Annotated in this window: 24 protein-coding genes and 1 pseudogene; 15 read left to right on the top strand and 10 right to left on the bottom strand. The window is 68.6% G+C overall.

The window, feature by feature from the left end; all coding sequences use genetic code 11:
- The 3 genes and pseudogenes from Q664_RS49685 to wecB all read right to left on the bottom strand — a co-directional run.
- Nucleotides 1–251: pseudogene (locus Q664_RS49685) on the bottom strand (hypothetical protein); the annotation flags it as partial.
- Nucleotides 252–304: 53 nt separating this feature from the next.
- Nucleotides 305–682, bottom strand: coding sequence for a response regulator (locus tag Q664_RS49680; protein ID WP_043414034.1), 378 nt, complete (start codon nt 680–682; stop codon nt 305–307).
- Nucleotides 683–1,146: 464 nt separating this feature from the next.
- Nucleotides 1,147–2,322, bottom strand: a complete 1,176-nt coding sequence (gene wecB / locus Q664_RS49675; RefSeq protein WP_052519692.1) for a non-hydrolyzing UDP-N-acetylglucosamine 2-epimerase — start codon at nt 2,320–2,322, stop codon at nt 1,147–1,149.
- 107 nt (nt 2,323–2,429) lie between these two features.
- Between wecB and kdsB the strand changes: the two genes are divergently transcribed.
- The 7 genes from kdsB to Q664_RS49640 all read left to right on the top strand — a co-directional run bounded on the left by kdsB (nt 2,430) and on the right by Q664_RS49640 (nt 9,505).
- Nucleotides 2,430–3,170 (top strand): 3-deoxy-manno-octulosonate cytidylyltransferase, encoded by a 741-nt coding sequence (gene kdsB, locus Q664_RS49670; protein WP_043414031.1) that lies wholly within the window; start codon nt 2,430–2,432, stop codon nt 3,168–3,170.
- Nucleotides 3,171–3,337: 167 nt separating this feature from the next.
- A complete protein-coding gene (locus Q664_RS49665; RefSeq protein ID WP_200883886.1) occupies nt 3,338–5,011 on the top strand; it encodes an ABC transporter ATP-binding protein in 1,674 nt (557 codons plus the stop codon).
- Between the two features lie 391 nt (nt 5,012–5,402).
- Nucleotides 5,403–5,636: a hypothetical protein gene (locus tag Q664_RS49660; protein WP_043414027.1), complete on the top strand. Its 234-nt coding sequence runs from the start codon at nt 5,403–5,405 to the stop codon at nt 5,634–5,636.
- Between the two features lie 94 nt (nt 5,637–5,730).
- Nucleotides 5,731–7,359: a CTP synthase gene (locus Q664_RS49655; RefSeq protein ID WP_043414024.1), complete on the top strand. Its 1,629-nt coding sequence runs from the start codon at nt 5,731–5,733 to the stop codon at nt 7,357–7,359.
- The gene (gene kdsA, locus Q664_RS49650; RefSeq protein ID WP_043414023.1) at nt 7,356–8,186 is read left to right on the top strand and encodes a 3-deoxy-8-phosphooctulonate synthase; all 831 of its coding nucleotides are present in this window, start codon (nt 7,356–7,358) and stop codon (nt 8,184–8,186) included. Before Q664_RS49655 ends, kdsA begins: the two co-directional genes overlap by 4 nt.
- A gap of 62 nt (nt 8,187–8,248) precedes the next feature.
- Nucleotides 8,249–8,827 (top strand): KdsC family phosphatase, encoded by a 579-nt coding sequence (locus tag Q664_RS49645; RefSeq protein WP_043414047.1) that lies wholly within the window; start codon nt 8,249–8,251, stop codon nt 8,825–8,827.
- Nucleotides 8,828–8,908: 81 nt separating this feature from the next.
- A complete protein-coding gene (locus tag Q664_RS49640) occupies nt 8,909–9,505 on the top strand; it encodes a response regulator (RefSeq protein WP_052519691.1) in 597 nt (198 codons plus the stop codon).
- 162 nt (nt 9,506–9,667) lie between these two features.
- Here the strand turns inward: Q664_RS49640 and Q664_RS49635 are convergent, their stop codons facing one another.
- The 3 genes from Q664_RS49635 to Q664_RS53860 all read right to left on the bottom strand — a co-directional run bounded on the left by Q664_RS49635 (nt 9,668) and on the right by Q664_RS53860 (nt 10,856).
- Nucleotides 9,668–10,120: an Hsp20/alpha crystallin family protein gene (locus tag Q664_RS49635; protein WP_043414019.1), complete on the bottom strand. Its 453-nt coding sequence runs from the start codon at nt 10,118–10,120 to the stop codon at nt 9,668–9,670.
- A 182-nt stretch (nt 10,121–10,302) separates the two neighbouring features.
- Complete coding sequence (locus Q664_RS49630; protein ID WP_043414017.1) at nt 10,303–10,497, bottom strand: CPXCG motif-containing cysteine-rich protein; 195 nt, start codon at nt 10,495–10,497, stop codon at nt 10,303–10,305.
- Complete coding sequence (locus Q664_RS53860; RefSeq protein WP_052519690.1) at nt 10,497–10,856, bottom strand: DUF309 domain-containing protein; 360 nt, start codon at nt 10,854–10,856, stop codon at nt 10,497–10,499. Before Q664_RS53860 ends, Q664_RS49630 begins: the two co-directional genes overlap by 1 nt.
- Nucleotides 10,857–10,897: 41 nt before the next feature.
- Between Q664_RS53860 and Q664_RS49620 the strand changes: the two genes are divergently transcribed.
- Nucleotides 10,898–11,743 (top strand): GspE/PulE/PilB domain-containing protein, encoded by an 846-nt coding sequence (locus tag Q664_RS49620; protein WP_043414015.1) that lies wholly within the window; start codon nt 10,898–10,900, stop codon nt 11,741–11,743.
- Nucleotides 11,744–11,765: 22 nt separating this feature from the next.
- Here Q664_RS49620 and serB read toward each other — a convergent pair whose 3' ends face one another.
- From serB to Q664_RS49605, 3 genes are all read right to left on the bottom strand, one after another.
- On the bottom strand, nt 11,766–12,968 hold the full coding sequence (serB, locus tag Q664_RS49615; RefSeq protein ID WP_043414040.1) for a phosphoserine phosphatase SerB: 1,203 nt from the start codon (nt 12,966–12,968) through the stop codon (nt 11,766–11,768).
- 59 nt (nt 12,969–13,027) lie between these two features.
- A complete protein-coding gene (locus Q664_RS49610; protein ID WP_043414014.1) occupies nt 13,028–14,512 on the bottom strand; it encodes a serine/threonine protein kinase in 1,485 nt (494 codons plus the stop codon).
- Between the two features lie 72 nt (nt 14,513–14,584).
- Nucleotides 14,585–15,340 (bottom strand): TIGR02266 family protein, encoded by a 756-nt coding sequence (locus Q664_RS49605; RefSeq protein WP_043414011.1) that lies wholly within the window; start codon nt 15,338–15,340, stop codon nt 14,585–14,587.
- 103 nt (nt 15,341–15,443) lie between these two features.
- Here Q664_RS49605 and Q664_RS49600 point away from each other — a divergent pair, with 103 nt between their 5' ends.
- Genes Q664_RS49600 through Q664_RS49570 form a run of 7 tightly spaced genes read left to right on the top strand, consistent with a single transcriptional unit; the run spans nt 15,444 to nt 23,690 of the window.
- Complete coding sequence (locus tag Q664_RS49600; protein ID WP_043414009.1) at nt 15,444–15,932, top strand: NADH-quinone oxidoreductase subunit NuoE family protein; 489 nt, start codon at nt 15,444–15,446, stop codon at nt 15,930–15,932.
- Nucleotides 15,933–15,958: 26 nt separating this feature from the next.
- Complete coding sequence (gene nuoF / locus Q664_RS49595) at nt 15,959–17,293, top strand: NADH-quinone oxidoreductase subunit NuoF (protein WP_043414007.1); 1,335 nt, start codon at nt 15,959–15,961, stop codon at nt 17,291–17,293.
- A complete protein-coding gene (locus Q664_RS49590; RefSeq protein WP_043414005.1) occupies nt 17,290–17,805 on the top strand; it encodes an NADH-quinone oxidoreductase subunit J in 516 nt (171 codons plus the stop codon). Before nuoF ends, Q664_RS49590 begins: the two co-directional genes overlap by 4 nt.
- 57 nt (nt 17,806–17,862) lie before the next feature.
- Nucleotides 17,863–18,165, top strand: coding sequence for an NADH-quinone oxidoreductase subunit NuoK (gene nuoK / locus Q664_RS49585; protein ID WP_043414002.1), 303 nt, complete (start codon nt 17,863–17,865; stop codon nt 18,163–18,165).
- A gap of 39 nt (nt 18,166–18,204) precedes the next feature.
- Entirely contained in the window at nt 18,205–20,427 is a 2,223-nt protein-coding gene (gene nuoL, locus Q664_RS49580; protein ID WP_043414000.1) for an NADH-quinone oxidoreductase subunit L, read from the top strand.
- A complete protein-coding gene (locus tag Q664_RS49575; RefSeq protein WP_043413997.1) occupies nt 20,424–22,112 on the top strand; it encodes a complex I subunit 4 family protein in 1,689 nt (562 codons plus the stop codon). The genes nuoL and Q664_RS49575 overlap by 4 nt, the downstream gene beginning before the upstream one ends.
- Nucleotides 22,113–22,127: 15 nt before the next feature.
- Nucleotides 22,128–23,690, top strand: a complete 1,563-nt coding sequence (locus Q664_RS49570; protein ID WP_043413994.1) for an NADH-quinone oxidoreductase subunit N — start codon at nt 22,128–22,130, stop codon at nt 23,688–23,690.
- A 53-nt stretch (nt 23,691–23,743) separates the two neighbouring features.
- On the opposite strand, the gene Q664_RS49565 is transcribed toward Q664_RS49570, so the two are convergent.
- The gene (locus Q664_RS49565; protein WP_043413990.1) at nt 23,744–24,577 is read right to left on the bottom strand and encodes a GNAT family N-acetyltransferase; all 834 of its coding nucleotides are present in this window, start codon (nt 24,575–24,577) and stop codon (nt 23,744–23,746) included.
- Nucleotides 24,578–24,788 lie beyond the last annotated feature (211 nt).

The following is a 24,788-nucleotide window of genomic DNA, read 5'->3' as shown; positions in this document are numbered from 1 at the left end:
TCCAGCTCCCGCCACGCCCAGTCCGGAGAGTCCAGCGAGAGGAACTTGAGGGCATACAGCCGCCCGCCGCGGCTCGCCCGGTACACCGTGCCCTGGCCGCCCTCCCCCAGCCGCCGCTCCAGCCGGTAGCCGTCCACCTCCGTCCCGAGAGCGGGCGGCCCCGCCTCCTCCCACTCCCGCTCGGCCCACCGCGGCCACTTCGCCCGCCAGGGCCGCTCCGCCTCCGACCGCCCCTCCACGGCTTCGCGCATGCACTCTACCTCCCGAGTGGGGTAGCTTAGCATGACCGCTGACAACCGGTGGCTCAGTCGCAGGAACCGGCCACGACGGCCAGCAGTTCCTCGAGCTCGAAGGGTTTGCGCAGGAGCCCCTGGGCACCGGGAGGGACGTCCCGCCCGCTCGCGGTGCAGAGGATGACCTTCACCGAGTCGTAGAGCGGGTTCTCGCGCAGCAGGTGGAGGAACTGGGCGCCATCCATCACGGGCATCATCCAGTCCAGCAGGACGAGGCACGGCCGGCCCATCGTCTCCAGCATCTCCAGCGCCATCTGGCCGTGGAAGGCGAGGGCAACGCTGTAGCCCGCGTCGTCGAGGATGTCTCGAAGGGCCTCGCGGATGTCCGGGTCGTCGTCGACCACCAGGATGGGGGTGGAAGTGGAGGTGGAGGGGAGGGGCTCGATCATGGGGGCAGCCAGGAGCGCGGGTCAGGAGCCAGAGGACGAAGGCCGCCGGGGCGGGGGCGCGGTGAAGGGGAGGCCCTCGGCGAAAGTGGAGCGTACGCCGACGCCGCCCTCCTATCCGAGGAGGATCGACCGGATGATGAAGAGGCCCGGCCTGAGGCGCCTTCCGGCCGCGCGGCGTGCCAACGGGTCCAACAATCGGACCAGTTGCTCCCCATCGCGGCCGGAACCTCCCCTCTGAACGGACTTCCTTCGGCGAGCCTGGCCGGAGGAAGACGTCCAGGGGATGACGGGAGGAGCACGGCGCCTCGCTCCCCCGGTGCAGCGGCTCGACGGCGCCTTCCTGGCGAAGACGCCGTGTGCCCGCACGCATGACTTCGGGCCGCTGAACCTCACGGAGGCCGTGTACCCGAGCCTGGCGGCCCGCTACGCCGGTTGCGCCAGGCCGTCTCCGCGCGAAGCCCCGCTCAAACGGGGTGGTGTTCCGCCGCCGGCGAGGAGGGAACGACGATGCGGTTGCCGGTCGCATGGCGAGGCGCCCTGCCCACCCCGAGGAAGTCCTCGTACAGGCGGGCGATGCGCTCGCCGGTGCGCCCATCCCAGAGGTCCGGGACGCGGCCCTTCTTCTCGTGGCCATCGAGGATGCGGTCCGCGGCCTGGCGGATGCGGGCCGGGTCGGTGCCCACCACGAGGTTGGTGCCGATGTCCACGGTGATGGGGCGCTCGGTGTTCTCGCGCACGGTGAGGCAGGGAATGCCGAGCACGGTGGTCTCCTCCTGGAGGCCGCCGGAGTCGGTGAAGACGAGCCGGGCCTGGGAGGTGAGCGCGAGGAACTCCAGGTAGCCCATGGGCTCCACCAGGCGCAGGCCCGGGGTGCGCGCCAGCGAGGCGTCCAGGCCCAGCTCCGCGATGCGCTTGCGGGTGCGCGGGTGGACGGGGAACACCACGGGCAGCCGGCTGGCCACGTGGCCCAGCGCGGAGAGCAGCCCGGTGAGCACCTGGGCGTCATCCACGTTGGAGGCGCGGTGCAGGGTGCACACGGCGTAGCCGCGCGCGTGGAGCCCCAGGTCCTCGAGCGTGGACAGCCGCAGGGCCTTCTCGCGGGCCGCCAGCAGCGAGTCGATCATCACGTTGCCCACCAACCGGATGCGCTCGGGCTCCAGACCCTCGCGGATGAGGTTGGCGTCGGCGTCGGCCGAGGGCGTCAGCAGCAGGTCGGAGATGCGGTCGGTGAGGACGCGGTTGATCTCCTCGGGCATGGAGGGGTCGAAGCTGCGCAGACCCGCCTCCACGTGGGCGATGGGGATGCCCATCTTCACGGCCACGAGCGCGGCGGCCAGGGTGCTGTTGACGTCGCCCACCACGGAGACGAGGCCGGGCTTCTCGCTGGCGAACACCTTCTCCAGCTCGAGCATGACCCTGGCGGTCTGCTCCGCATGGCTGCCCGAGCCGACGCCGAGGTGGATGTCCGGAGCGGGCATGCCCAGGTCGGTGAAGAAGACGTCACTCATCTTCACGTCGTAGTGCTGCCCGGTGTGCACCAGTTTCTGTTCGAGTGCGCCGCGCTCGGAGATGGCCCGATGGATGGGGGCCACCTTCATGAAGTTGGGACGAGCGCCGACGATATGGAGGACCTTCTTCATGGTGGCGGGAAGCTAGGCACGCCCCCCGGGGGGGCCACCCCCCTCCCCCCCTCCCCCGCCCCCCGGGGGCCTTGCAGCGTCGTGGATCTGATAGAGAGCGCCCCACCATGTCCTCGCCCCGTACCTTCGCCGTCATCCCCGCCCGCTATGCCAGCACGCGCTTCCCTGGCAAGCCGCTGGCCCTCATCGCCGGCCGGCCGATGATCGAACACGTCTGGCGCCGCTGCCAGGAGGCGCGTGCCTTCGACGAGGTGGTGGTGGCCACGGACGATGTGCGCATCCAGGAGACGGTGCGGGGCTTCGGGGGCACGGTGGTGATGACGTCGCCCGAGTGCGCCACGGGGACGGACCGGGTGGCCGAGGTGGCGCGGGCGCACCTGGACGTGGACGTCTGGGTGAACGTGCAGGGCGACGAGCCGCTGGTGGACCCGGTTTCACTGAGGGTGTTGGCGGGCCTCTTCGTTCACCCGGAGGTGGAGATGGGCACGCTGGTGCGCCCGCTGGAGGCGGCCGAGGCGGACAGCCCCCACGTGGTGAAGGCGGTGCTGGCGCTCAACGGGGACGCGCTCTACTTCAGCCGGAGCACGGTGCCCTTCATCCGCGAGCCGGGTGAGGCGGGGGCGGTGCGGCGCTGGGGGCACCTGGGGCTGTACGGCTACCGGCGCGAGACGTTGCTGCGGCTGGCGGAGCTGAGCGCCACCCCGCTGGAGCAGGCGGAGAAGTTGGAGCAGCTACGAGCGCTGGAGCACGGCATCCGCATCCGTTGCGGGAAGGTGACGGGGCGCTCGGTGGCGGTGGACGTGCCCGAGGACGTGGCCCGGGTGGAGGCGGCGATGCGGGGGAGCTGAACCCGCCCCCCCGTCCAGCAAGGAGACATGCGGTACGGGGAATCCCGCGTTAGTCTGCGCACGTGTCCGACGCCCCCCAGAAACCCGAAGCCCCCAAGAAGCCGAAGTTCTCCCGAGTGACGGTGAGCCGCATCGTGAGCCTCGCCCGCCCCCAGGCGCGGCGGATCATGGGTGGCATCGCCTTCCTGCTCATCGCCAGCGGCCTGATGCTGGTGTACCCGAAGGCCATCGGGGACATCATCGACCAGGCCATCAAGGCGGGAGACCGCTCGCGGATCGACACCATCGCCCTGACGATGGGCGTGGTCTTCATCCTCCAGGGCGTGGCGATGGCGCTGCGCTTCTACCTCTTCACCACGGCGGGCGAGCGCGTGGTGACGCAGCTGAGGCAGGACCTGTTCGCAAGCCTCATGAGCCAGGAGGTGGGCTTCTTCGACGAGCGCAAGACGGGAGAGCTCACCAACCGGCTGGCCTCGGACACCACGGTGCTGCAGAACGCGGTGAGCGTGAACATCTCCATGGGCCTGCGCAACGCGGCGCAGGCGGTGGGTGGCATCGCGCTGCTGCTCTACACCTCGCCGGTGCTCACGGGGCTGATGCTGGCCATCGTCCCGGCGGTGGCGGTGGGAGCCGTGACGTACGGCCGCAGGGTGCGTGGGCTCTCCAAGCAGACACAGGATGCGCTCGCCACCGCCAACGAGGTGGCCGAGGAGGGCCTGTCCGGCATCCGCACCGTGCGCTCCTTCGCCGCCGAGCGGCACGAGGTGGAGCGCTACCGCACGGCCACCGAGCGCGCCTATGACGTCGCGCGCCGCCGGGTGGGTCAGTCCGCCATCTTCATGGCCGCGGCCTCCGCCGCCTCCTACCTCGCCTCGGCGGTGGTGCTCTGGTACGGCGGCCGGCTGGTGCTGGACGGGAAGATGACGGTGGGCAACCTCACCTCCTTCCTCATCTATTCGCTGATGGTGGCCTTCGCGCTGGGTGCCCTGACGGACCTGTGGGCGGACTTCATGCGCGCTGTCGGTGCCGCCGAGCGCGTCTTCGAGCTCGTCGACCGCCAGCCCGCCATTCCCTCCTCGGGGGGTGAGCGCCTGGCGTCGGTGCAGGGCCGTGTCGAGTTCCAGCAGGTGCGCTTCGCCTATCCCACGCGCCCGGACGTGCCGGTGTTGCAGGGCATCGATCTGAAGCTGGACCCGGGCGAGGTGGTGGCCATCGTGGGCCCCTCGGGCGCGGGCAAGTCCACCATCGCCGGGCTGCTGGCCCGCATGTACGACCCGCAGGGCGGGCGCCTGCAGTTGGACGGCCATCCGCTGAGCGCGTTGGATCCCGAGTGGCTGCGGCAGCAGATTGGCACGGTGGCCCAGGAGCCGATGCTCTTCGCCTCCTCCATCGAGGACAACATCCGCTACGGCCGCATGGACGCCACGCAGGAGGAGATCGAGGCCGCCGCGCGCGCCGCCAACGCCCACGAGTTCATCACCCGCTTCCCCGAGGGCTACCGCACGCTGGTGGGTGAGCGCGGCGTGCAGCTGTCCGGCGGCCAGAAGCAGCGCATCGCCATCGCGCGCGCCATGCTCAAGAACCCGCGCCTGCTGGTGCTGGACGAGGCCACCAGCGCGCTCGACGCGGAGAGCGAGCACCTGGTGCAGGAGGCCCTGGACCGGCTGATGAAGGGCCGCACCACGCTCATCATCGCCCACCGCCTGTCCACGGTGATTGGCGCGGACCGCGTGCTGGTGCTCGAGGGCGGCAAGGTGGTGCAGAGTGGCAACCACGCCGCGCTCATGGGCCAGGAGGGCCTCTACCGCCGGCTGGTGGAGCGCCAGTTCGTGGCGGCCTAGTTCATGGCCTCCTGACGGGCGCTCGTCCTCCCGCCTGCCCTGTTTCCAGGCGCGAAAATCGTCCAGGCGAAAATCGTCCAGGCGGAGTGGCGCGGGGGAAATCCCGCCATTACATGAGCCGCCGCAGAAAGGAGGTGATGCCTTGACCGACAGCAAGAACAAGGCGTCCACCTCCGCTCGTCTGGCGCGCTGATGAAGCCACCAGCCGGCGGAAGTGTCGACGCCAGCAGTTCGGGCCCGCCCGTTTCGCGAACTCCACCCTGCGTGGAGCCGCGGGACGGGCGGTCCCTTTTTGTGTCCTTTTTCGCCGGATCCTCGGGAATGCGCGCGCGACAACCCTGTTGCACGCGCGAGGGGGGGAAGGCCCGTTCATCCGCCGGAGGCCCTGACCTTGTCCATCACACCGTGCCCGAGTCCCCTGCCATCCGCCCTGCGTGACGAGACGGCGGTGGAAGTCCAGCGCAACCTCTTCTGCTTCAACTACGACGCCTGTCTTCATCTCGCCGTGAAACGCGGCTGGGACGGGTGGTCCTGCCGCCACTGCCCCCTGCGCGAGCAGCGTGACCTCGAGCCCAGGGCGCGCGACTACGCCGAATCCCGCCCGAGGACCCAGAGCCAGGAGTGAAATGCGCCGCTTGCCGGACTTCCGGGACCAGGCGAGCGTCCGGTGGCGTTGACAGAATCATTGACGCCCCCGGGGTCTCTTGGCAGGAAGGGTCATGCGCTCCAAGAAGACCAAGTTCATCTTCGTGACCGGCGGGGTCGTGAGTTCGCTGGGCAAGGGGCTCGCCTCTGCTTCCATTGGCGCCCTGCTCGAGAACCGCGGGCTCGACATCACGCTGCTCAAGCTGGACCCGTACATCAACATCGATCCGGGCACGATGAGCCCGTTCCAACATGGCGAAGTCTTCGTCACCGACGACGGTGGCGAGACCGACATGGACCTGGGCCACTACGAGCGCTTCACCAACGCGCGGATGTCCCGGCTCAACAACTTCACCTCCGGGCGCATCTACCACGCCGTCATCCAGAAGGAGCGGCGGGGCGAGTACCTGGGCAAGACGGTCCAGGTGATTCCGCACATCACCGATGAGATCAAGTCCTGCATCCGCCAGGCGGCGCAAGGCATGGACGCGGTCATCGTCGAGGTGGGCGGCACCGTGGGCGACATCGAGTCGCTGCCCTTCCTCGAGGCCATCCGCCAGATGCGCTACGACGTGGGCGCCGGCAACGCCGTGTACATGCACCTCACGCTGCTGCCCTACATCGGCGCGGCTGGCGAGGTGAAGACCAAGCCCACGCAGCACTCGGTGATGAAGCTGCGGGAGATTGGTATCCAGCCCGACTTCCTCATCTGCCGCACCGACCGGGAAATCTCCCGCGAGATGAAGGACAAGATCGCCATGTTCTGCAACGTGGACCCTGGCAACGTGTTCACCTCGCCGGACGTGAAGAGCATCTACGAGCTGCCGCTGGAGCTGCACCGCCAGGGCATCGACGAGCGGCTGGCCGAGACGCTCAACATCTGGACGCGTGCCGCCCGGCTGGACCGCTGGGAGGACATCATCCGCAAGGTGTACTCGCCGGGCCGCGGCGAGGTGAAGGTGGGCATCGTCGGCAAGTACGTGGACCTCAAGGAGAGCTACAAGAGCCTCAACGAGGCGCTGCTCCACGGCGGCATCGCCAACGACGTGAAGGTGGACCTGCAGTTCGTGGACTCGCAGGACGTGGAGGAGAAGGGCGCCGAGGCGCTGCTGTCCGGCGTGGACGCCATCCTGGTGCCCGGCGGCTTCGGGGTGCGCGGCACCGAGGGGAAGATTTCCGCGGTGCGCTATGCCCGGGAGAAGCGGGTGCCCTTCTTCGGCATCTGCCTGGGCCTGCAGATGGCCGTGGTGGAGTTCAGCCGCAACGTCCTGGGCCTGGTGGACTCCAACTCCTTGGAGTTCAACGAGCACACCCCGCACCCGGTGGTGACGCTCATGGAGAGCCAGGTGAAGGTGCTGGACAAGGGTGGTACCATGCGGTTGGGCAGCTACGCCTGCGCGCTGAAGCCCGGCTCGCTGGCGCACAAGCTGTACGGGGAGGACGTCATCCAGGAGCGCCACCGCCACCGCTACGAGGTGAACAACGCCTACCGCGGCCGGCTGCAGGAGGCGGGCCTCGTCGTGTCCGGCCACAACCCCGAGCTCAACCTCGTGGAGATGATTGAACTGCCGGACCACCCCTACTTCGTGGGCTGCCAGTTCCACCCGGAGTTCAAGAGCAAGCCCTTCGCGCCCCACCCGCTCTTCTCCGGCTTCATCCGCGCGGCCCTCGCGCAACGTGACGCCGGGAGGACGCAGGCATGAGCCCGTCCATCGAGCTCTGCGGCTACAAAGTCGGCCCGGGCCAGAAGCTCTTCGTCATCGCCGGCCCGGACAGCATCGAGTCCGAGGACATGGCGCTGCGCCACGCCAAGCTCCTCAAGGAGATGACGAGCCGGCTGGGCGTGCCCTACGCCTTCAAGTGCTCCTACGACAAGGCCAACCGCACCAGTGGCAAGTCCTTCCGGGGGCCCGGCCTGAAGGAGGGCCTGCGCATCCTCGAGCGCGTCAAGCGCGAGGTGGGCGTGCCCATCCTCACGGACGTCCACGAGACGAGCCACGTGGGCCCCGCCGCCGAGGTGGTGGACATCATCCAGATTCCCGCCTTCCTCTGCCGCCAGACGGACCTGGTGGAGGCGGTGGCGCGCACGGGCAAGGGCGTCAACCTGAAGAAGGGCCAGTTCGTGGCCCCCAAGGACATCGTCCACTCGGCGCGCAAGGCGGTGGAGACGGGCAACCCCAACGTGCTCGTCACCGAGCGCGGCGCCACCTTCGGCTACAACAACCTGGTGGTGGACATGCGCGGCTTCGCCCAGATGCGCGAGGCCGGGCTCGTCGTGTGCTTCGACGCCACCCACTCCGTGCAACTGCCCTCCTCCGGCGACGGCCAGACGGGCGGGGAGCGGAAATTCGTGTCCCTGCTGGCCCGCTCCGCCGCGGCCGCCGGAATAGACGCGCTTTTCACGGAAGTGCATGAAGACCCGGACCGTGCCCTGTGCGACGGTCCCTGCTCGCTCAATCCCCAGATGTTCGAGGACGTGCTACGTCAGGTACTCGCCATCCGGCGCGCATTGGGTCACGAACCTGCGTAGTGGAAGAATTCGCGGTAAGTAGTGTGAACGAAGTCGTGGGGAGGGAGTCCAAGGGACGCGACATGACGGAGCTGCCGCCCAAACCGAGCAGGGACGAGCTGACAGAGCGCGCGGCACGCGTGCGTCTGCTCGCCTTCGACGTGGACGGCGTCCTCACGGATGGTGGCCTGTTCTACGGCGATGGCGGCGAGGTGATGAAGCGCTTCGACGTCAAGGACGGCCACGGTCTGGTGATGGCGAGGCTGGCGGGGTTGCGCACCGCCCTCCTCACCGCACGCTCCTCCTCCATCGTGGAAGTGCGCGGCCGGGAGCTGGGCCTGGCCGCCGTGCTCCAGGGCCGCAAGAACAAGGCGGCGGGTTTCCGGGAGCTGCTGTCCCAGCTGGAGGTCTCCCCCGAGGAGTGCGCGTACATGGGGGATGACGTCAACGACCTGGGCCCATTGGGCATGGCGGGCCTCTCGGCCTGCCCGGCGGATGCCGCCGCCGAGGTCCGGCAGTCGGTGCATTACGTGGCGCGGTGCCGGGGAGGTCACGGAGCCGCGCGCGAGCTGGTGGAGTTGTGTCTGAGGGCATCGGGACGGTGGGAGGCCACCGTTCAACACATGAGGGACCCTGATGCCCTACAAGCTGTCAAGTTGTGAAATCGAAGAATTTTCGCTTCCCGCTTAGGTGTCTTATCCTATGAAGGCCGGAAGCCAGCAGTGCAGAGTGAGGGGAGTTCGATGACGGATCAGCTCTACACGACCCACGACATCAGCCGGTTGCTCCAGGTGGACCCGTCCACGGTGAGCAAGTGGATCGACCGCGGCATCCTCATGGCGTTCCGGACGCCGGGCGGTCACCGGCGCGTGCGCTCGGCGGACCTTCGCACCTTCCTCATCACCCACCAGATGCCGGTGCCCGAGGAGTTGGGTAGCAGCACCGTGCGCCTGCTGGTGGTGGATGACGAGCGGCAGGTGCTCGACGCCATCAAGCGTGCCTTCAAGCCCTACGCGAACCAGGTGGAGCTGCAGACGACCACCAGCGGCGTCGAGGCCCTCCTGCTCGTGAGCGAGCAGAAGCCGCACGGCATGCTCATCGACCTGAACATGCCGGACATCGACGGTATCGAGGTGTGCCGCCGCATCCGCGCCCGCAAGCAGATGGAGGGCGTGCGGCTCATCACCATGACGTCCGCCCACTCGCCCGAGGTGGTGGAGCAGTCCAAGCAGGCCGGTGCCGTGGCGTGCCTGCCCAAGCCGCTGGACGTGCAGCAGGTGCTCGATCTGTTCCGCGTGCCGCTGGCGCTCGGCGGCACCACCACCGCCGTCAAGCGCTAGTCCGCGCCAACGCCCGAGCGGCGAAGCGTGCCCCGGGGGCCCCTTGCAAGGCCCCCGTTGAGTGCGCATCGCCGCCCGTGTGTCCTGCGCCGCCTGGAAACGGACGGGACGCGCCTGCCCAGAGGCCCGTCCCGCCGGTACCGCCGCCACTGCCCCTTCACCTCAGCCGTTGACCTTCACCTCGACCACGCGGGGGCGGGACTCCTCGCGCCGCGGCAGCGTCAGCGAGAGCACGCCATTCTCGTAGCGGGCCTCCACGCGGGACGCGTCCACGGTGCGCGGCACCACGAAGGAGCGGGCGTATACGCCGAAGCTGCGCTCCAGACGCCGCGCGCTGTCCTTCTCCGGGCGCTCGGCCACCTTGCGCTCGGACTTGAGGGTGAGGGTGTCGTTCTCCACCTTCACCTCGATGGACTTCGCATCATGCCCCGGCAGGTCCACCTGCAGGGTGATGCCCTCGGCCGTCTCGAAGATGTCCGCGGGCGGCACGAGCTCACGCGCGTTGCCCTGGCGCACGCTCAGCTCACGGAAGAGCTGGTCGAACTCCTTGGCCATGAGGGGGCCCAGCGCGACAGCACCATTGCTCATCTCGAACGGGTTCCAACGGTTCAGCATGGACGTCTCCTGTTCACGCTCCACTCCAAACGGAGCGGCGGCGCGCTTGTTGAGTTGAAACTGGGTGTTTGTTCGTTGGCGCCGGACCCGCTGTCTTCAGGGCCCGGCGTCGCTCACAACCTCAAGAGAACCATGCTTCGGAACGTGTCAAGGCGACGCGCCGCGGGCCTCTTCGGGCCGGCTCAGTCGTCCTCGCGCCCGAGGGAGACGGACACGTCCTCCTCCTCACGGGAGACATGCACCACCCACGGCCGGCAGCACACCGGGCAGTCTTCCACGTACGTCTCCGACGAGGGGCCACCCGGGTCCACCGTCACCTCCACCTCCTCACCGCAGTAGGGGCAGAGCAGCAGGGCATCGTCCGCGAAGGGTTGCATCAAAGGCCTCCTGCCTGGTGGTGGAGCAGCCGGGCGAGCAGGGGCCGGTCACAGGGGCCGCCCTCGCGCCAGCCGGCCACCTGGGGACGCAAGCCGCCCACGTCCACGCCTTCACATGCCGGGGGAAGGGCCTCGAGCCGCTCCAGGGCGCGGGAGAAGAGTGTCCAGGCACCCCGGGCGTTGCCCGCGTCGCGCTTGAGCCAGCCCGCCGCCACGAGGATGAGGCCCTGCAGCAGCAACCGGCGGGGGCCGCGCTCATGTTGCCAGGCCTCTTCCCAGACCTCGTGGGCCTCGAAGAAGCGCCCGGAATCGAAGAGCGCCACCCCTTCCGCCAGGCAGGTATCGAATCCACGTGGCATCGAACGCGACTCCGGCCTCCTTCCTCCGTAGACTGGAGGTCATGGCCGCACCTCGCAACCGTATCGGAGAGATTCTCGTCAAGGCCCGCGTCATCGACGAGATGCAGCTTCGCAGCGCGCTCGCCCAGCACGACCAGTGGGGAGGGCGCCTGTCGCGCATCATCACCGACATGGGCATCGCCAAGGAGGACACCCTCACCGAGGCCATTGCCCAGGGCCTGGGCATGCAGCGCGTCCAGTTGGGCACCGCCAAGGACATGGGGGCGCTCGCCAAGCTGGACGTGGGTCTGGCCGAGCAGAAGGGCGTCTTCCCCGTGTCCCTGCGCGACAACGGCAAGACGCTCGTGCTCGCCATGGCGGACCCCACGGACCTACAGACCATCGATCAGGTGGCGGCCCGCAGCCGCACGCGCGTCGTCCCCGTGGTGGCCGGTGACCGGGAGATCCAGAACGCCATCCTGCGCCACTACCGCAACCAGGAGCCGGGCGTCACCCACTCGTCCCACGCCGCCCAGAGCCGGAGCAGCGGCGCGTCCTCCGGTGACGAGGACGAGTTCAAGGTCGTCGACATGAGCGGCAAGACGGTGGTGAAGGCCATCGCCGACATCGCGCCGAACATGGCGAAGGAGAACGCCCGGCCCGCCATGACGCCCGCTCCCGTGCGGTCCGCCGGTGGCATCGGGAGCGCCGCGGACCTGCTCGACGAGATTCTCAGCGGCTCGCCCGCCCCGGCCGAGATGTTCTCCCCCGAGGAGATGCAGCGGCTGCAGGCGGTGCAGGCCAACCAGGAGAAGAGCTCCAAGATTCTGCGCGCCCTGCTCGAGCTGCTGCTGGAGAAGGGCATGGTGCAGCAGCGGGAGCTGGCGGCGCGCATGCGCCCCTCCTGAGGCGCCCTACCCCCAACACGTCCTATCCCAACACCTCCTGGAGCTCGCGGCCGGTGAGTCCCAGGAGGTAGAGGATGGTGTCCAGGCCGCCGGCGGAGATGGAGGTATCGGCCGCCTGGCGCAGCTTGGGCTTGGCGCGGAAGGCGATGCCCAGTCCCGCGCGCTCCAGCATCAACAGGTCATTGGCGCCATCGCCCACGGCGATGACCTGGTCGAGGAGGATGCCTTCCGCCTGGGCGATCTGCTCCAGCAGCTCGGCCTTGCGGCGCGCGTTGACGATGGGCCCCAGCGTGCGGCCGGTGAGCTTGCCGTCCACCTCCTCCAGCACGTTGGAGTGGGCCTGGTCGATGCCCAGCCGGGCCTTGAGCGCCTCGGCCGCCACGGAGAAGCCTCCGCTGAGGATGGCGGTGCGATAGCCCAGCCGTTTGAGCACGCGGATGAGCGTCTCCGCGCCCTCGGTGAGCGGGAGGTTGGCGGCGATGCCGTGCAGCACCTTGGCATCCAACCCCTTCAACAGCGCCACGCGCTGGCGCAGGGACTCGTCGTAGTCCATCTCCCCGTGCATGGCGCGCTCGGTGATGCGCACCACCTGCTCGCCCACGCCGTAGGCCCGCGCCAGCTCGTCGATGACCTCGATGCGGATGAGCGTGGAGTCCATGTCCATCACCACCAGCCGCTTGCCGCGCCGGTAGAGGCTCTCGCGCTGCAATGCCACGTCGAAGGCATTGGTGGACATGGACAGCTCCAGCAGCGAGCGCTTGAGCTCCTCGGGCTCCCGCTCCGGCGGCAGCGCGATGTGGATCTCCACCGAGCCGAGCTCCGCCTCGGACAGGCGGTTGACCCGCTCGATGTTGGCGGCGTGCCGGGCCAGACGCTCCGTCACGGCGTGCAGCTCACGGGCGCCCAGGGAGCGGCCCACCACGGTGACGACATGGCGGCTGGAAACCAAAGCGGCCGGAGTCTTCGGCGCGGCCACCGGCTGGAAGTCGAGCGACACGCCCAGCTCGCGGGCCACGAAGAGCAGCTCCTTGAGCACGTCCTGCGTCTCGGGCAGACGTACCAGCAGACACAGGGTGAGCTGCCCCTGCACCACCACCTGCTCGATGTCGAGCAGCGCGGCGCCCGCCCCGGCGAGGATGCCGGTCAGGCGGGCGGTGATGCCGGGATGGTCCTTCCCGGTGACGGTGATGAGCACGGAGTCCTGGGCGTTCGGGCTGTCGCTCATGATGAAATGAGTCTGACAGCCCGGCCCGTCCGCCGCGAGCACTCGTCACACGAGAAGCGTTACCGCGGCTCCGAGGACAGGATGAGGTCGCCCTTGGCGAGGTACTGCGCCTCCGGGAAGGACTTGTAGAAGTCCTCCAGCATGGCGTCGAGGTCCGGGTAGCGCTGGTCCACGCGGTCCTGGGTCATCTTGTCGAAGATGGCATCCAGGCCGGCGGGGACCTCGGCGTTGACCTCGGAGGGCAGCGGCGAGCGGCGGCCCGGAATCTGCCCGGTGAGCATCTCGTAGAGGAGGATGCCCAGCCCGTAGACGTCGGCGGCGGGGCCGACGTCCTTGGCGCGCTGCGGATGGATGAGCTCGGGAGCCAGGTACACCATGCCGCCGGCGCCCACGAAGACCTGGGGCAGACCCTTGGAGGCATCCTGCTCCACCACGCGCACCAGGCCGAAGTCGCCCAGCTTCGCGTTGCCGTAGACGTCGAAGAGCACGTTCTCCGGCTTGAGGTTGTGGTGGGTGAGGCCCGCGGCGTGCGCGGCGCGCAGCGCATAGGCGCACTGCAGGAAGCAGCGCAGGGCGAACGTCACCGGCACGCCCTTGCCCTCCCCCTCCTCCAGCTTGCCCTTGAGGCTGCCATGCAGCAGCTCGAGCACGAAGTAGGGCCGGGCCGTCTCCGTGTTTTGATCCAGCACCTGGACGACGCCCGGGTGACGCACCTGGGCCTGCGCGCACAGCTCCTTCTTCAGCCGCTTGAGCACCTCGCCACGATGCAGGAAGGAGAAGTAGCCGAAGATGTCCTTCAGCTCCTTGACGCAGATGTCCAGCCCGAGCGCGTTGAAGCGGCCCTTGTACGCGGTGCCGAGCGGCCCGGTGCCGAGCGACTCGAGCTTCTGGTAGCGCTGATCCAACAGCTCCACGGCCTTGCTCACGGGAGCGGCGGCGGCGGGAGCTGGAGGTGCCACGGGGGCGGGAGGCGCCATGGGAGCAACGGGGGGCACGGGCACGGCGGGCGGCGGAGGCACGGCCTCGTTGCGCACGCTGGCCACCGGGGGCGGCACCGGCACGGGAGAGGCCACCGGCACCTCGAAGCCGAACGTCCCGGACGTGCGGGCCCTCGGCAGCGAGGGAATCGGAGGCTCCGCGGGCTTCGTCACCTCCGACTCATCGAAGAGGCCCTCCGGCGGGGGCGGCGGCATCGAGGAATGGGCCCCGTCCGCCTCGCGGGCAATGGCCGGGTCCGTGCCGAGCTGCTCGGCGAAGAACTCCCCCACCTCCATGCCGAACTTGTCCTGCAGCTCGCCATCCACCACCCGCTCGCCCAGGTCGGTCAGGCGCAGCTGCGCCTCGCGGTGATCCAGGGCGATGTAGAGGTACTTGCGCAGGAAGAGGTAGTAGCTGTCGAACTCCAGCGAGACGGACGGCTCGAGCGCGGCCTTCACATCGGCCAGCTTGTTGGAGCGTCCCAGACGGCCGTTCTCCCTCAGGCTCTGGAGGATGAACAGCGCCTCGCCGCAGACGGTATCGCGGTGGATGGAGGGCTTGGGCATGTGGGCGGGACTCTACGCGTCCCGGCGTCCTGCCTCAAATCAGCCTCCCTGCTCGCCCGTCAGGGCCCGCCGTCACGGAATGTGAAGCAGCTGCTTCACCGTCTCCAGCACTTCCTGGAAACGCACCGGCTTGCGCAGGTAGATGTCCACGCCCAGTTGCATGGCGCGCTCGCGAGCCTCCGGGCCTCCCGCGGAGATGGCCACCACGGGAATGGACTTGAGCGGCTCCTCGGCGCGGATGCGCTCGATGAGCGCGAACCCATCCATCACCGGCATGTACAGGTCCGTCATCACCAGGCTGAACTGGCTGGAGCGCAGGGCCTGCAGCGCGTGGTGCCCGTCCGGCGAGAAGTGGACCTCCAGCGGCACCTTGCCCGCCAGCTCCCCGCTCGCCAGCTTCTTGAGCACGTAGCTGTACATCTCGACGATGTGCGGGTTGTCCTCGACGATGAGCACACGGTAGCCCTCGGCGGGGAGGGCCGTCCGGTCCGACGCGCGGGTCTGTCCTGCCGAGCTCAAGAGTTCACCCAATCGCTGCCGGTCCTGATCGCGCACCACCCGGATCCCGACACCACCTGGAGCATCCTCGGATGCTGGCCGGACCCAGGCCACCGTCCCCACGACTTGTACCGGATTCATGAGCCCCGGGAAAGAAAGTGCCAGTCCCAGCTCCTGCCCGGGCGTGAAGGTGCGGTCGGTCTGCACGAAGATCCCCCCCTTGGAGAGGTTCTCCGTGACCGCCACCATCCGCTCCTGATTCGGGAACTGCACCCTCAACACCAGGGGCACCCGGGGCTCGTCGCGCTTGTCGTCTGATCCCCGGTTCATAACAAGGGCTTGAAATCGCTCGGCATTTCGCTGATGGGCCTGAGTGTAGCGCCGTGGGTTTATGTTGACAACGAAGCCTTTCGAGACTTACGAAGCGCCCGCCATGGCGGAGCCCCTGTTCACCCCCGAAGAGCAGAAGAAGTTCGATGCGGAGATCGCGGAGATCCTCTCGCACTACCCGGCCGATCGTAAGAGCGCAGCGATGCTTCCCGCGCTGCGGCTCCTTCAGGAGCTGAAAGGCTGGCTGCCCCCCGAGGGACTCAAGCTGGTCGCCAGCCGGCTGGGCGTCACGCCCGAGCGCGCCTACGAGGTCGCCAGCTTCTACGTGATGTACCACCTCAAGAAGCCCGGCAAGTACGTGGTGGACGTCTGCACCAACCTCTCCTGTGCCCTGTGGGGCGCGGAGAAGATGCTCGCGTACCTGGAGCAGAAGCTCGGGCTGAAGGCCGGGGAGGCCAACGAGCGCTTCACCCTGCGCGAAACCGAGTGCCTCGCCTCGTGCGGCACGGCCCCGTGCCTGCAAATCAACGAGGACCACCACGAGAGCCTCACGAAGGCCAAGGTCGACGCGATCTTCGACAAGCTCTCCTGACCTCCTCCATCAAGGAACCTGATTCCATGGCGACAACGGCATTCGAACCGCTCATCTCGGCGGCCTGGGGGAAGCCCAACTCCTGGAAGCTCGATGAGTACAAGAAGCGCGGCGGCTACAAGGGTCTGGAGAAGGCCCTGGAGATGGCGCCGGCGCAGATCATCGACGAGGTGAAGAAGTCGAACCTCCGCGGCCGCGGCGGCGCCGGCTTCCCCACGGGCCTCAAGTGGAGCTTCGTCCCCAAGGACAGCCCCAAGCCCAAGTACCTGGCCGTCAACGGTGACGAGTCCGAGCCGGGCACCTTCAAGGACCGCTACATCCTCGAGCATGATCCGCACATGATGCTGGAGGGCATCGCCATCGCGTCCTACGCGCTGGGCGTGCACACCTGCTACGTGTACCTGCGCGGTGAGTTCAAGTTCCAGGCGGAGCGCACCAACGCGGCCATCCGCGAGGCGTACGCCGCCGGCATCTTCGGCAAGAAGGTGCTGGGCAAGGACTTCCAGCTCGACTGCTACGTGGTGCGCGGCGCGGGCGCCTACATCTGCGGCGAGGAGACGGCCTTGCTGGAGAGCCTCGAGGGCAAGAAGGGCTGGCCCCGGCTCAAGCCGCCGTTCCCCGCGGTGGTGGGCCTGTTCGGCTGCCCCACGGTGGTGAACAACGTGGAGACGCTCGCCAGCGTGCCCCACGTCTTCACCCGCGGCCCGGGCTGGTACGCCGGCCTGGGCACCGACAAGTCGGGCGGCACCCGCCTGGTGTGCCTCTCCGGCACGGTGAACCGCCCGGGCGTGTACGAGGTGCCGCTCGAGGCCACCTTCAACCAGCTCATCTTCGACGACAAGTACGGCCGCGGCCTGCCCGCGGGGCGCAAGGTGAAGGCGGTGATTCCCGGTGGCTCCTCGGCGCCCATCCTCAGCCCGGACGAGCTGGACGTGGCCATGGAGTTCGAGGCCGTCAAGGTGAAGCAGACCATGGCGGGCTCCGGTGGAGTGATCGTCATGGACGACACCACCTGCATGGTGCGCAGCCTGTGGCGCGTGGCGCGCTTCTACGCCGAGGAGTCCTGCGGCCAGTGCACCCCGTGCCGCGAGGGCACGCCCTGGCAGACCCGCCTGCTGCGGAAGATCGAAGAGGGCCGGGGCGAGCCGGGCGACGTGGAGATCCTCTCCAACGTGGCGTCCTCCATCGCGCCCTACCCGCCGATCGGCCTGGGCAACACCATCTGCGCGCTGGGCGATGCCGCGGCGCTGCCGACCCATTCCTTCCTCATGCGCTTCCGTGACGAGTTCGAGGCGCACATCCGCGAGCACCGCTGCCCGTTCGGCGACAAGCCCTGGGGCGCGTTCGGAGACTGGTCGTGAACATCGAGCTGGTTCTCTTCGGAGCCTTCGCGCTCCTGACGCTGCTGTCCGCCGGGCTGGTCATCTTCGCCAAGAGCGCCATCAGCTCGGCGATGTCGCTGGTGGCCACGTTCTTCTTCCTGGCCGGCATCTACGTGCTCTTGTGGGCCCACACCGTGGCGGTGCTGCAGGTGCTGGTCTACGCGGGCGCCATCATGGTGCTCTTCCTCTTCGTCATCATGCTGCTCAACCTGGGCGAGGAGACCTCGGCCGGGCCACGGCTGACGCTCTCGCGCATCCTGGGCGGGGCCGCGGCGGCGGGACTGCTGGTGGTGCTGGTGATGGTCATCTGGCGGATTCCGGCGCCCACGACGACGTTCACCGGCGCGCAGGCCGTCGCGAGCGGTTTCGGCACGCTGCCGGCGATTGGCCAGGTCATCTACACCCAGTGGCTGCTGCCCTTCGAGGCCGTCAGCCTCCTGCTGCTGGTGGCCATGGTGGGCGCGGTCGTGGTGGCCAAGTCGCGGATTTGAGCCCGTCCTCTTCAACCCTCTGCTAGAAGGCGGGCGGCGCTCGCCCTTCACACGGCCATGGTCCCGATCTCCTACTACCTCATCCTCGCCGCCGCCCTGTTCTGCCTCGGCATGTTCGGCGTGCTGATCCGCCGCAACGCCCTGGTGGTGTTCATGTGCGTGGAGCTCATGCTCAACGCGGCGAACCTGACGTTCCTCGCCTTCGCCAAGCAGAACGGCCACCTGACGGGGCACGTCTCCGCGTTCTTCGTGATCGCGGTCGCGGCGGCCGAGGCCTCCATCGGTCTGGCCATCGTCATCGCCGTGTTCCGCAGCCGGGGCACCGTCAGCATCGAAGAAATCCGGACGATGAAACACTGACGTCCCGGCACCTCATTCCGCCAAGCGAGCTCTCCGCCCATGGATCTCAAGCAATTCCTCCTTCAGTTGCGGCTGGATCCCTCAGCCCTGTGGCTGATCATCGCCCTGCCCCTGTTGGGCGCGTTCCTCTGCGGCGTGTTTGGCCGGATGCTCGGCCGCGCCAACGTGTACCTGGTGGCCTGCGCCGCGGTGGCGGGTTCCTTCCTGCTGTCGCTCTCGGCCTTCCTGTCGGTGAGCCCGCTGGAGGCCGCACAGGCGGTGACGATGGAGAACGCCTTCTCCTCGGGCACCATCCGCTACGCCTTCGGGTATGACTTCGGCACGTGGTTCTCGGCCGGCACCTTCCGGGTGAACTTCGGCCTGATGGTGGACCACCTGTCGGGGACGCTCCTGCTGGTCATCACCGGCGTGGGCTTCCTCATCCACCTGTACTCCACCAGCTACATGTCCCACGACGATGGGTACTGGAGGTACTTCGCGTACCTCAACCTGTTCGTCGCGGCGATGCTGACGCTGGTGCTGGCCGACAACCTCGTCCTGCTCTTCGTGGGCTGGGAGGGCGTCGGTATGGCCAGCTACCTGCTCATCGGCTTCTGGTACTCGGACACGGCCAAGGCGTGGGCGGGCCGCAAGGCCTTCGTCACCAACCGCATCGGTGACTTCGCGTTCCTGATCGCCACCTTCCTCATCGTCCTGCTGGTCAGCGCCTTCAACACCCAGGCGACCGCCGCCAACTTCAGCATGGTGGGTGGCAACCCGGAGGCGGCGCAGGTGCGCTACCGCGAGGGCCTGCAGATGAAGGGCCCCGTGGCCTTCCAGGGTCTGGAGACCATGGCCAACGCGCTGCACGTGACGCCGGAGAAGGCCCAGGGTGGTGTCAACCTGCAGACGCCCATCTCCGAGGGCCCGCTCGAGGGCCGCACCTTCGGCGGCGTGCTCACGGTGGCCCTGCTGCTGTTCCTGCTCGGCGCGGCGGGCAAGAGCGCCCAGTTCCCGCTGTACGTCTGGCTGCCGGACGCCATGGCCGGCCCCACGCCCGTCTCCGCCCTCATCCACGCGGCGACGATGGTGACCGCGGGCGTCTACCTCTTCAGCCGCATGAGCTACCTGCTGGTGCTCAGCCCCACCGCCATGGTGACGGTGGCCATCATCGGCACCATCACCTCGCTGCTGGCCGCGCTCATCGCCTTCGCGCAGGACGACATCAAGAAGGTGCTCGCCTACTCCACCGTGTCCCAGCTGGGCATCATGTTCATGGGCGTGGGCATGGGCATCTTCTGGGCGGCCGTGCTGCACCTGGTCACCCACGCCTTCTTCAAGGCCTGCCTCTTCCTGGGCGCCGGCAGCGTCATGCACGGCAACGCGGACGAGACGGACATCAAGAAGCTGGGCGGCGTGCGCCACGAGATGAAGCAGACGTGGTTCACCTTCCTGGTGGCCACGCTGGCCATCACCGGCATCGTCCCGCTCTCCGGCTTCTTCTCCAAGGACGCCATCTACCACGGCATCCACCACAACCACCTGCACGGGTACGAGTGGGCCTCGAGCGTCATCTACTACATGGGCCTGCTCATCGCCGCGAGCACCGCCTTCTACATGTCGCGCGTGTACCTGCTCACCTTCGAGGGCAAGCGCTCGCCGGAGGCGAAGATTCCCCACGCGCACGAGAGCGACTGGCGGATGACCACGCCGCTCTGGGTTCTGGCGATCCTCAGCGTCGTCGCGCTCTTCCAGGCGCTGCCGCTGATGCCGGGCCGGGGTGGCGTCATGCAGCCGGTGATGGAGAACTTCCTCGGCCCCGTGTTCTCCAGCGCCGAGCGCATCGCCGCCCGCGGCGGTGAGGTGAAGCTGGACCACAGCGTCCCGAGCATCATCGACTACCTCAAGGCGTGGCTGGTGGCGCTGGCGGGCGGCGCGGCTGCCGGCTTCATGTACCTGAAGTTCTTCCCCTCGCGGGCGGGCCAGCCGGCTCCGGCCTTCGCCCGCTCGGTGCGGCGCTTCACGCAGAACAAGTTCTATGTGGATGAGGCCTACGAGTTCCTGGTCATCCGGCCGGTGAAGAACGTGAGCGCCATCCTCTACAAGCTGGTGGACACCCTCCTCATCGACACGGTGGCGGTGCGCGGTACCGCGTGGGTCACGGCCCGCCTGGGTAGCGCCCTCCGTTACGTGCAGACGGGAGACGCACAGGCCTATGCCGCGGTGATGGCCCTGGCCCTGCTCGGCGGCGCGGTGTACGCGCTCATCCTGGTGATGAAATGAGCTTCTTCGATACCCATCTGCTCAACCTCGTCGTCTACCTGCCGCTGCTCTTCGCGGCGCTCGTCTGGATGCTGCCGGGCGCCGAGCGCGGGCAGATTCGCACCATCACGTTCATCGGCATGATGGTGGACGCGGTGTTCGGCGTCTGGGCCTACCTGCGCTTCGACCCGTCCGGCGCCGAGTTCCAGCTCGAGTACCGCACCCGGTGGCTCGAGCAGCTCGGCGTCAGCTACCACATCGGCGCGGACGGCCTGGCCATCAGCCTGCTGCTGCTCACCGTCTTCCTGGGGCCCCTGGTCGTCATGGCCTCGCAGACGTACATCACCGAGCGCGTGAAGGAGTTCCACCTCGCGCTGCTGGTGCTGCAGACGGTGATGCTCGGCGCGCTGGTGTCGCTGGACGTGCTGCTCTTCTACATCTTCTGGGAAGCGATGCTCATCCCCATGTACCTGCTGGTGGGCGTGTGGGGCGCCGAGGATCGCCAGATGGCCGCGGTGAAGTTCTTCCTCTACACCCTGGCCGGCTCGCTGCTCATGCTGGTGGCCATCGTCGCCATCTACTTCATCAGCAGCACCCCGGGGAACCGCTCCTTCGACTACGCCACCATCTTCAACAACCTGTCGACGGCCCACTCGCAGATCGCCGCGTGCACGGGTACCGGTGGCGACTGCTCGACGCTCCCGGGCATGGCCGGCATCCTGTACCGCTGGGGCCCGTGGCTGTTCGCCGCCTTCGCCATCGCGTTCGCCATCAAGGTTCCCATGTGGCCGGTGCACACCTGGTTGCCCGACGCCCACGTGCAGGCGCCCGTGGCCGGCTCGATGATCCTGGCCGGCGTCATGCTGAAGATGGGCACGTTCGGCTTCTGGCGCTTCGCCATCCCGTTCTTCCCGTCCGCCGCACACCAGGCCCGGCCCCTGCTGGCCACGCTGGCGGTGATTGGCATCGTCTACGGCGCGCTCATGTGCCTGGCGCAACGGGACATCAAGAAGCTCATCGCCTACTCGTCCGTGAGCCACCTGGGCTACTGCATGCTGGGCATCCTGGCCCTCACGGCCGAGGGCGCCACCGGGAGCGCCTACCAGATGCTCAACCACGGCGTGTCCACGGGCGCGCTGTTCCTCCTGTTCGGCTTCCTGTACGAGCGGCGCCACACCCGACTGATGTCCGACTACGGCGGCATCGCCAAGGTGGTGCCGGTGTACACGGCGTCCTTCCTCATCATCACCTTCTCGTCCGTGGCGGTGCCGGGCACCAACGGCTTCGTGGGCGAGTTCCTCGTGCTGCTGGGCACCTTCAAGAGCAGCCTGGGCCTGGGCTTCGGCGCCTTCGCCACCCTGGGCGTCATCCTCGGCGCGGCGTACATGCTGTGGATGGTGCAGAAGGTGTTCTTCGGCCCGCTCACCCACCGCGAGAACCAGGGCCTCACGGACCTGAACCTGCGCGAGTTCGCCACCGTGGCCCCCTTCCTGGTGCTGGTGCTGGTGATGGGCCTGATGCCGCAGCCCTTCCTGGACCGCATCAATCCCTCCACCGAGCGCTTCCTCCAGCGCGCCGAGCTGGGCATCCCCGGCAGCCAGGTGCGCCCGAGCGACGTGCAGATCTCGGTGATGGGCCTGCCCCCGGCCGGTCTGGCCGCTGCTCCCAACGCCCCGACGCCGGGCCCGCTCGCCGATCGGCGCTAGTCGAGAGTCTCCACCATGAACCTGCCCAACCTGACGTCGGCAGACTTCCTTCCGCTGCTGCCCGCCATCATCCTGGTGGTGGGAGCGTGCATCCTGCTCCTGTCGGAGGTGTTCCTCTCCGCCCACTCGTCGCGCGGCTACCAGGCGGTGCTCTCCACCGCCACGTCCGTCATCGCCGGCGCCGTGTCGCTGACGCTGCTCACCGAGCCGGCCCGCGCGGTGTTCCTCGGCTTCGGGGCGATGGACCCCTTCTCCAGCTTCCTGACGTTCACCGTCTGCGTGTCGCTGGCGCTGGCCTCGCTCACCGCGGCCGGATTCCTGCGCAAGCGCGGCGCCGAGCGCGGTGAGTTCTACGCCCTCATGCTCTTCGCGGGCGCGGGCATGAGCCTGCTGGGCCTGTCCAACGAGCTCATCACCCTCTTCGTCAACGTCGAGGTGCTCTCCATCGCCACCTACGCGCTGACGTCGTACCTGCGGCGCGGCACGCGGCCCAGCGAGGCGGGCTTCAAGTACTTCATCCTCGGCGCCTTCTCCTCGGCGGTGCTGCTCTACGGCTCGGCGCTGCTCTACGGCGCCACCGGCACCACCCTGCTGTCGGACATGTCGGGGCCGCTGCGCGCGGCCATGGCCAACAACAACGGGGCGCTCGTCTACGCGGGCGCGGTGCTCGTGGCCGCCGGCTTCTCCTTCAAGGTGGCCGCGGTTCCCTTCCACATGTGGACGCCGGACGTGTACGAGGGCGCTCCCACCCCCGTCACCGCGCTCATGAGCGCCGGCGTGAAGGCCGCCGCCTTCGTGGCCCTGGTCCGCGTCTTCATCAGCGTGGGCAGCGGCATCGACGCGCAGCTGCCCTTCGCCATCTTCTCCACCCTGGCGCTGCTCACCATGGTGGCGGGCAACCTGCTGGCCATCCCGCAGCGCAACGTGAAGCGCATGCTGGCCTACTCCTCCATCGCCCACGCCGGCTACCTGCTGCTGGGCGTGGCGGCCCTCTTCGTCTCCGCCCCGGGCCAGGAGTTCAAGCTGCTCGGCCCCACCGCCCTCATCGGCGCCAGCCCCGAGGACGTGGCCCGCGTCGACGCCCTGCGCGGCATCCTCTACTACCTGCTCGCCTACACCTTCACCGCGGTGGGCGCCTTCGGCGTCGTCTCCCTGCTGGAGCGCCGCGAGGACGAGGAGAAGGGCACCGCCTGGGACCTGGAGCGCTTCAGCGGCCTCGCTCAGCGCCGCCCGGGTTGGGCCTTCGCCATGGCGGCCTTCATGCTGTCGCTCGCCGGCATCCCGCCCACCATCGGCTTCATCGGAAAGCTCATCCTCTTCCGCGCCGCCGTGGACGCGGGCCTCGTCGGCCTCACCATCATCGCGGTGCTCTCCAGCGCGGCCGGCGCCTATTACTACCTGCGCGTGGTCGTCTACATGTACATGCGGCCCGTTCCCGAGGGCGCTCACACCCTCGAGCGCAGCTGGATGACCGAGCTGGCCCTGGTGGTCTCCACCGTCGCCGTGGTGCTGCTCGGCATCCTGCCCGGCCCCCTCACCGAGTGGATCGCCCAGGCCGGGACGCTGTTCACCCGCTGAGCCTCCGCTTGTCCTTATTCACCCACGCCCGGGCGGCTTCCGCCCGGGCGTTTTCATTGCGGGTCCGGCAACGGCCCCCGCATCATCAGCGTCCGCAGCACGGCCCGCGCGCCCGCCTCCCGCAGCAGGGACCCGAGCTCCACGTCCCCCGTCACCATGCGCAGTTCCTCCGCGCTCCCGAGCTCGAGGAAGGCCGCTTCCAGGAGCGCTCGCGCGTGCGCCGGAGTCGCCGAGTAGAAGGGCACCAGCACGCGCGCCTGGGGCCTCACATCCATCAGCCCCAGCCCGGCCACCTCCGGGTGCTCCGGGTCCATCAGGCGCCGCAACCGGTGCGTGCTCAGCGTGGCGAAGCGGGCCAGCTTGCCCGGCACCAGCCCGAAGGCCTGGGTGAGCGGGGCGAAGTCCGGCTCGACCATTGGCAACACCTCGAGCGCCTCGGGCGCCAATGGAAGGGCCTCCAGCTGCTCCCTCGACAGGCGCCACGTGGTCTCCAGCCACCCCGCCTTCATCCCCACCGAGCCGTACAGCGCCAGCGCCGGCTCGTTGTCCGGCTTCACGTACAGCATCCACTCGCGGCAACCCCTCGCCCGGAACCAGGCCGCGAGCTCCCGCATCACCTTCCGCCCCAACCCCTTCCCCCGCTGCTCCGGCGCCACCACCAGGTTCACCACGTAGCCGGTCTCCCCCAGGACATCGACGAGGGCGTACGCGGCCACCCCCTTCGCCCCGTCCAGGAAGAAGGCTCGCTTCACGAGGTCCGATACCCAGACGTCCAACGGCGGCGGTGACTCCTCCACCCCCAGTTCCCCGAAGAGCCGGACGAAGTCGGCGTGGTCCTCCACCCGCCCCGGCCGCAGCCCCGGCGCTTCACCGTTCGCATCGCGCATGTCGGAAGGCCCCTCCTCCGCGCCGAGCACCCGGGCGCGAATCCTGGAGCGTATAAAAAGAAGGCGGCCCGGCACCCTCAGGAAGGGAACCGGGCCGCAGGTCTTCTAAGAAGCTCACCGGAAGGTGCTGAAGCGGTGGGGGGGAACCTCTTCAGCCTCGCTTCGACGTGCTCTGTCTCTACCCTTTAGCAGCCGCCGTGCCAGCCCTTCC

The sequence above is a fragment of the Archangium violaceum Cb vi76 genome (assembly GCF_000733295.1).
In the GTDB taxonomy this organism is placed as follows: Bacteria; Myxococcota; Myxococcia; order Myxococcales; family Myxococcaceae; genus Archangium; species Archangium violaceum.
The sequence above is the reverse complement of the archived record's forward strand: the minus strand, read 5'-3'. Positions and strand labels throughout refer to the sequence as shown.

Bases quoted from the DNA above. Each gene is read 5' to 3' on its own strand.
- Q664_RS49680 (WP_043414034.1), bottom strand. From the start codon at position 682: ATGATCGAGCCCCTCCCCTCCACCTCCACTTCCACCCCCATCCTGGTG.
- wecB (WP_052519692.1), bottom strand. From the start codon at position 2,322: ATGAAGAAGGTCCTCCATATCGTCGGCGCTCGTCCCAACTTCATGAAG.
- kdsB (WP_043414031.1), top strand. From the start codon at position 2,430: ATGTCCTCGCCCCGTACCTTCGCCGTCATCCCCGCCCGCTATGCCAGC.
- Q664_RS49665 (WP_200883886.1), top strand. From the start codon at position 3,338: ATGGGTGGCATCGCCTTCCTGCTCATCGCCAGCGGCCTGATGCTGGTG.
- Q664_RS49655 (WP_043414024.1), top strand. From the start codon at position 5,731: ATGCGCTCCAAGAAGACCAAGTTCATCTTCGTGACCGGCGGGGTCGTG.
- kdsA (WP_043414023.1), top strand. From the start codon at position 7,356: ATGAGCCCGTCCATCGAGCTCTGCGGCTACAAAGTCGGCCCGGGCCAG.
- Q664_RS49645 (WP_043414047.1), top strand. From the start codon at position 8,249: ATGACGGAGCTGCCGCCCAAACCGAGCAGGGACGAGCTGACAGAGCGC.
- Q664_RS49640 (WP_052519691.1), top strand. From the start codon at position 8,909: ATGACGGATCAGCTCTACACGACCCACGACATCAGCCGGTTGCTCCAG.
- Q664_RS49635 (WP_043414019.1), bottom strand. From the start codon at position 10,120: ATGCTGAACCGTTGGAACCCGTTCGAGATGAGCAATGGTGCTGTCGCG.
- Q664_RS49630 (WP_043414017.1), bottom strand. From the start codon at position 10,497: ATGCAACCCTTCGCGGACGATGCCCTGCTGCTCTGCCCCTACTGCGGT.
- Q664_RS53860 (WP_052519690.1), bottom strand. From the start codon at position 10,856: ATGCCACGTGGATTCGATACCTGCCTGGCGGAAGGGGTGGCGCTCTTC.
- Q664_RS49620 (WP_043414015.1), top strand. From the start codon at position 10,898: ATGGCCGCACCTCGCAACCGTATCGGAGAGATTCTCGTCAAGGCCCGC.
- serB (WP_043414040.1), bottom strand. From the start codon at position 12,968: ATGAGCGACAGCCCGAACGCCCAGGACTCCGTGCTCATCACCGTCACC.
- Q664_RS49610 (WP_043414014.1), bottom strand. From the start codon at position 14,512: ATGCCCAAGCCCTCCATCCACCGCGATACCGTCTGCGGCGAGGCGCTG.
- Q664_RS49605 (WP_043414011.1), bottom strand. From the start codon at position 15,340: ATGAACCGGGGATCAGACGACAAGCGCGACGAGCCCCGGGTGCCCCTG.
- Q664_RS49600 (WP_043414009.1), top strand. From the start codon at position 15,444: ATGGCGGAGCCCCTGTTCACCCCCGAAGAGCAGAAGAAGTTCGATGCG.
- nuoF (WP_043414007.1), top strand. From the start codon at position 15,959: ATGGCGACAACGGCATTCGAACCGCTCATCTCGGCGGCCTGGGGGAAG.
- nuoK (WP_043414002.1), top strand. From the start codon at position 17,863: ATGGTCCCGATCTCCTACTACCTCATCCTCGCCGCCGCCCTGTTCTGC.
- nuoL (WP_043414000.1), top strand. From the start codon at position 18,205: ATGGATCTCAAGCAATTCCTCCTTCAGTTGCGGCTGGATCCCTCAGCC.
- Q664_RS49575 (WP_043413997.1), top strand. From the start codon at position 20,424: ATGAGCTTCTTCGATACCCATCTGCTCAACCTCGTCGTCTACCTGCCG.
- Q664_RS49570 (WP_043413994.1), top strand. From the start codon at position 22,128: ATGAACCTGCCCAACCTGACGTCGGCAGACTTCCTTCCGCTGCTGCCC.
- Q664_RS49565 (WP_043413990.1), bottom strand. From the start codon at position 24,577: ATGCGCGATGCGAACGGTGAAGCGCCGGGGCTGCGGCCGGGGCGGGTG.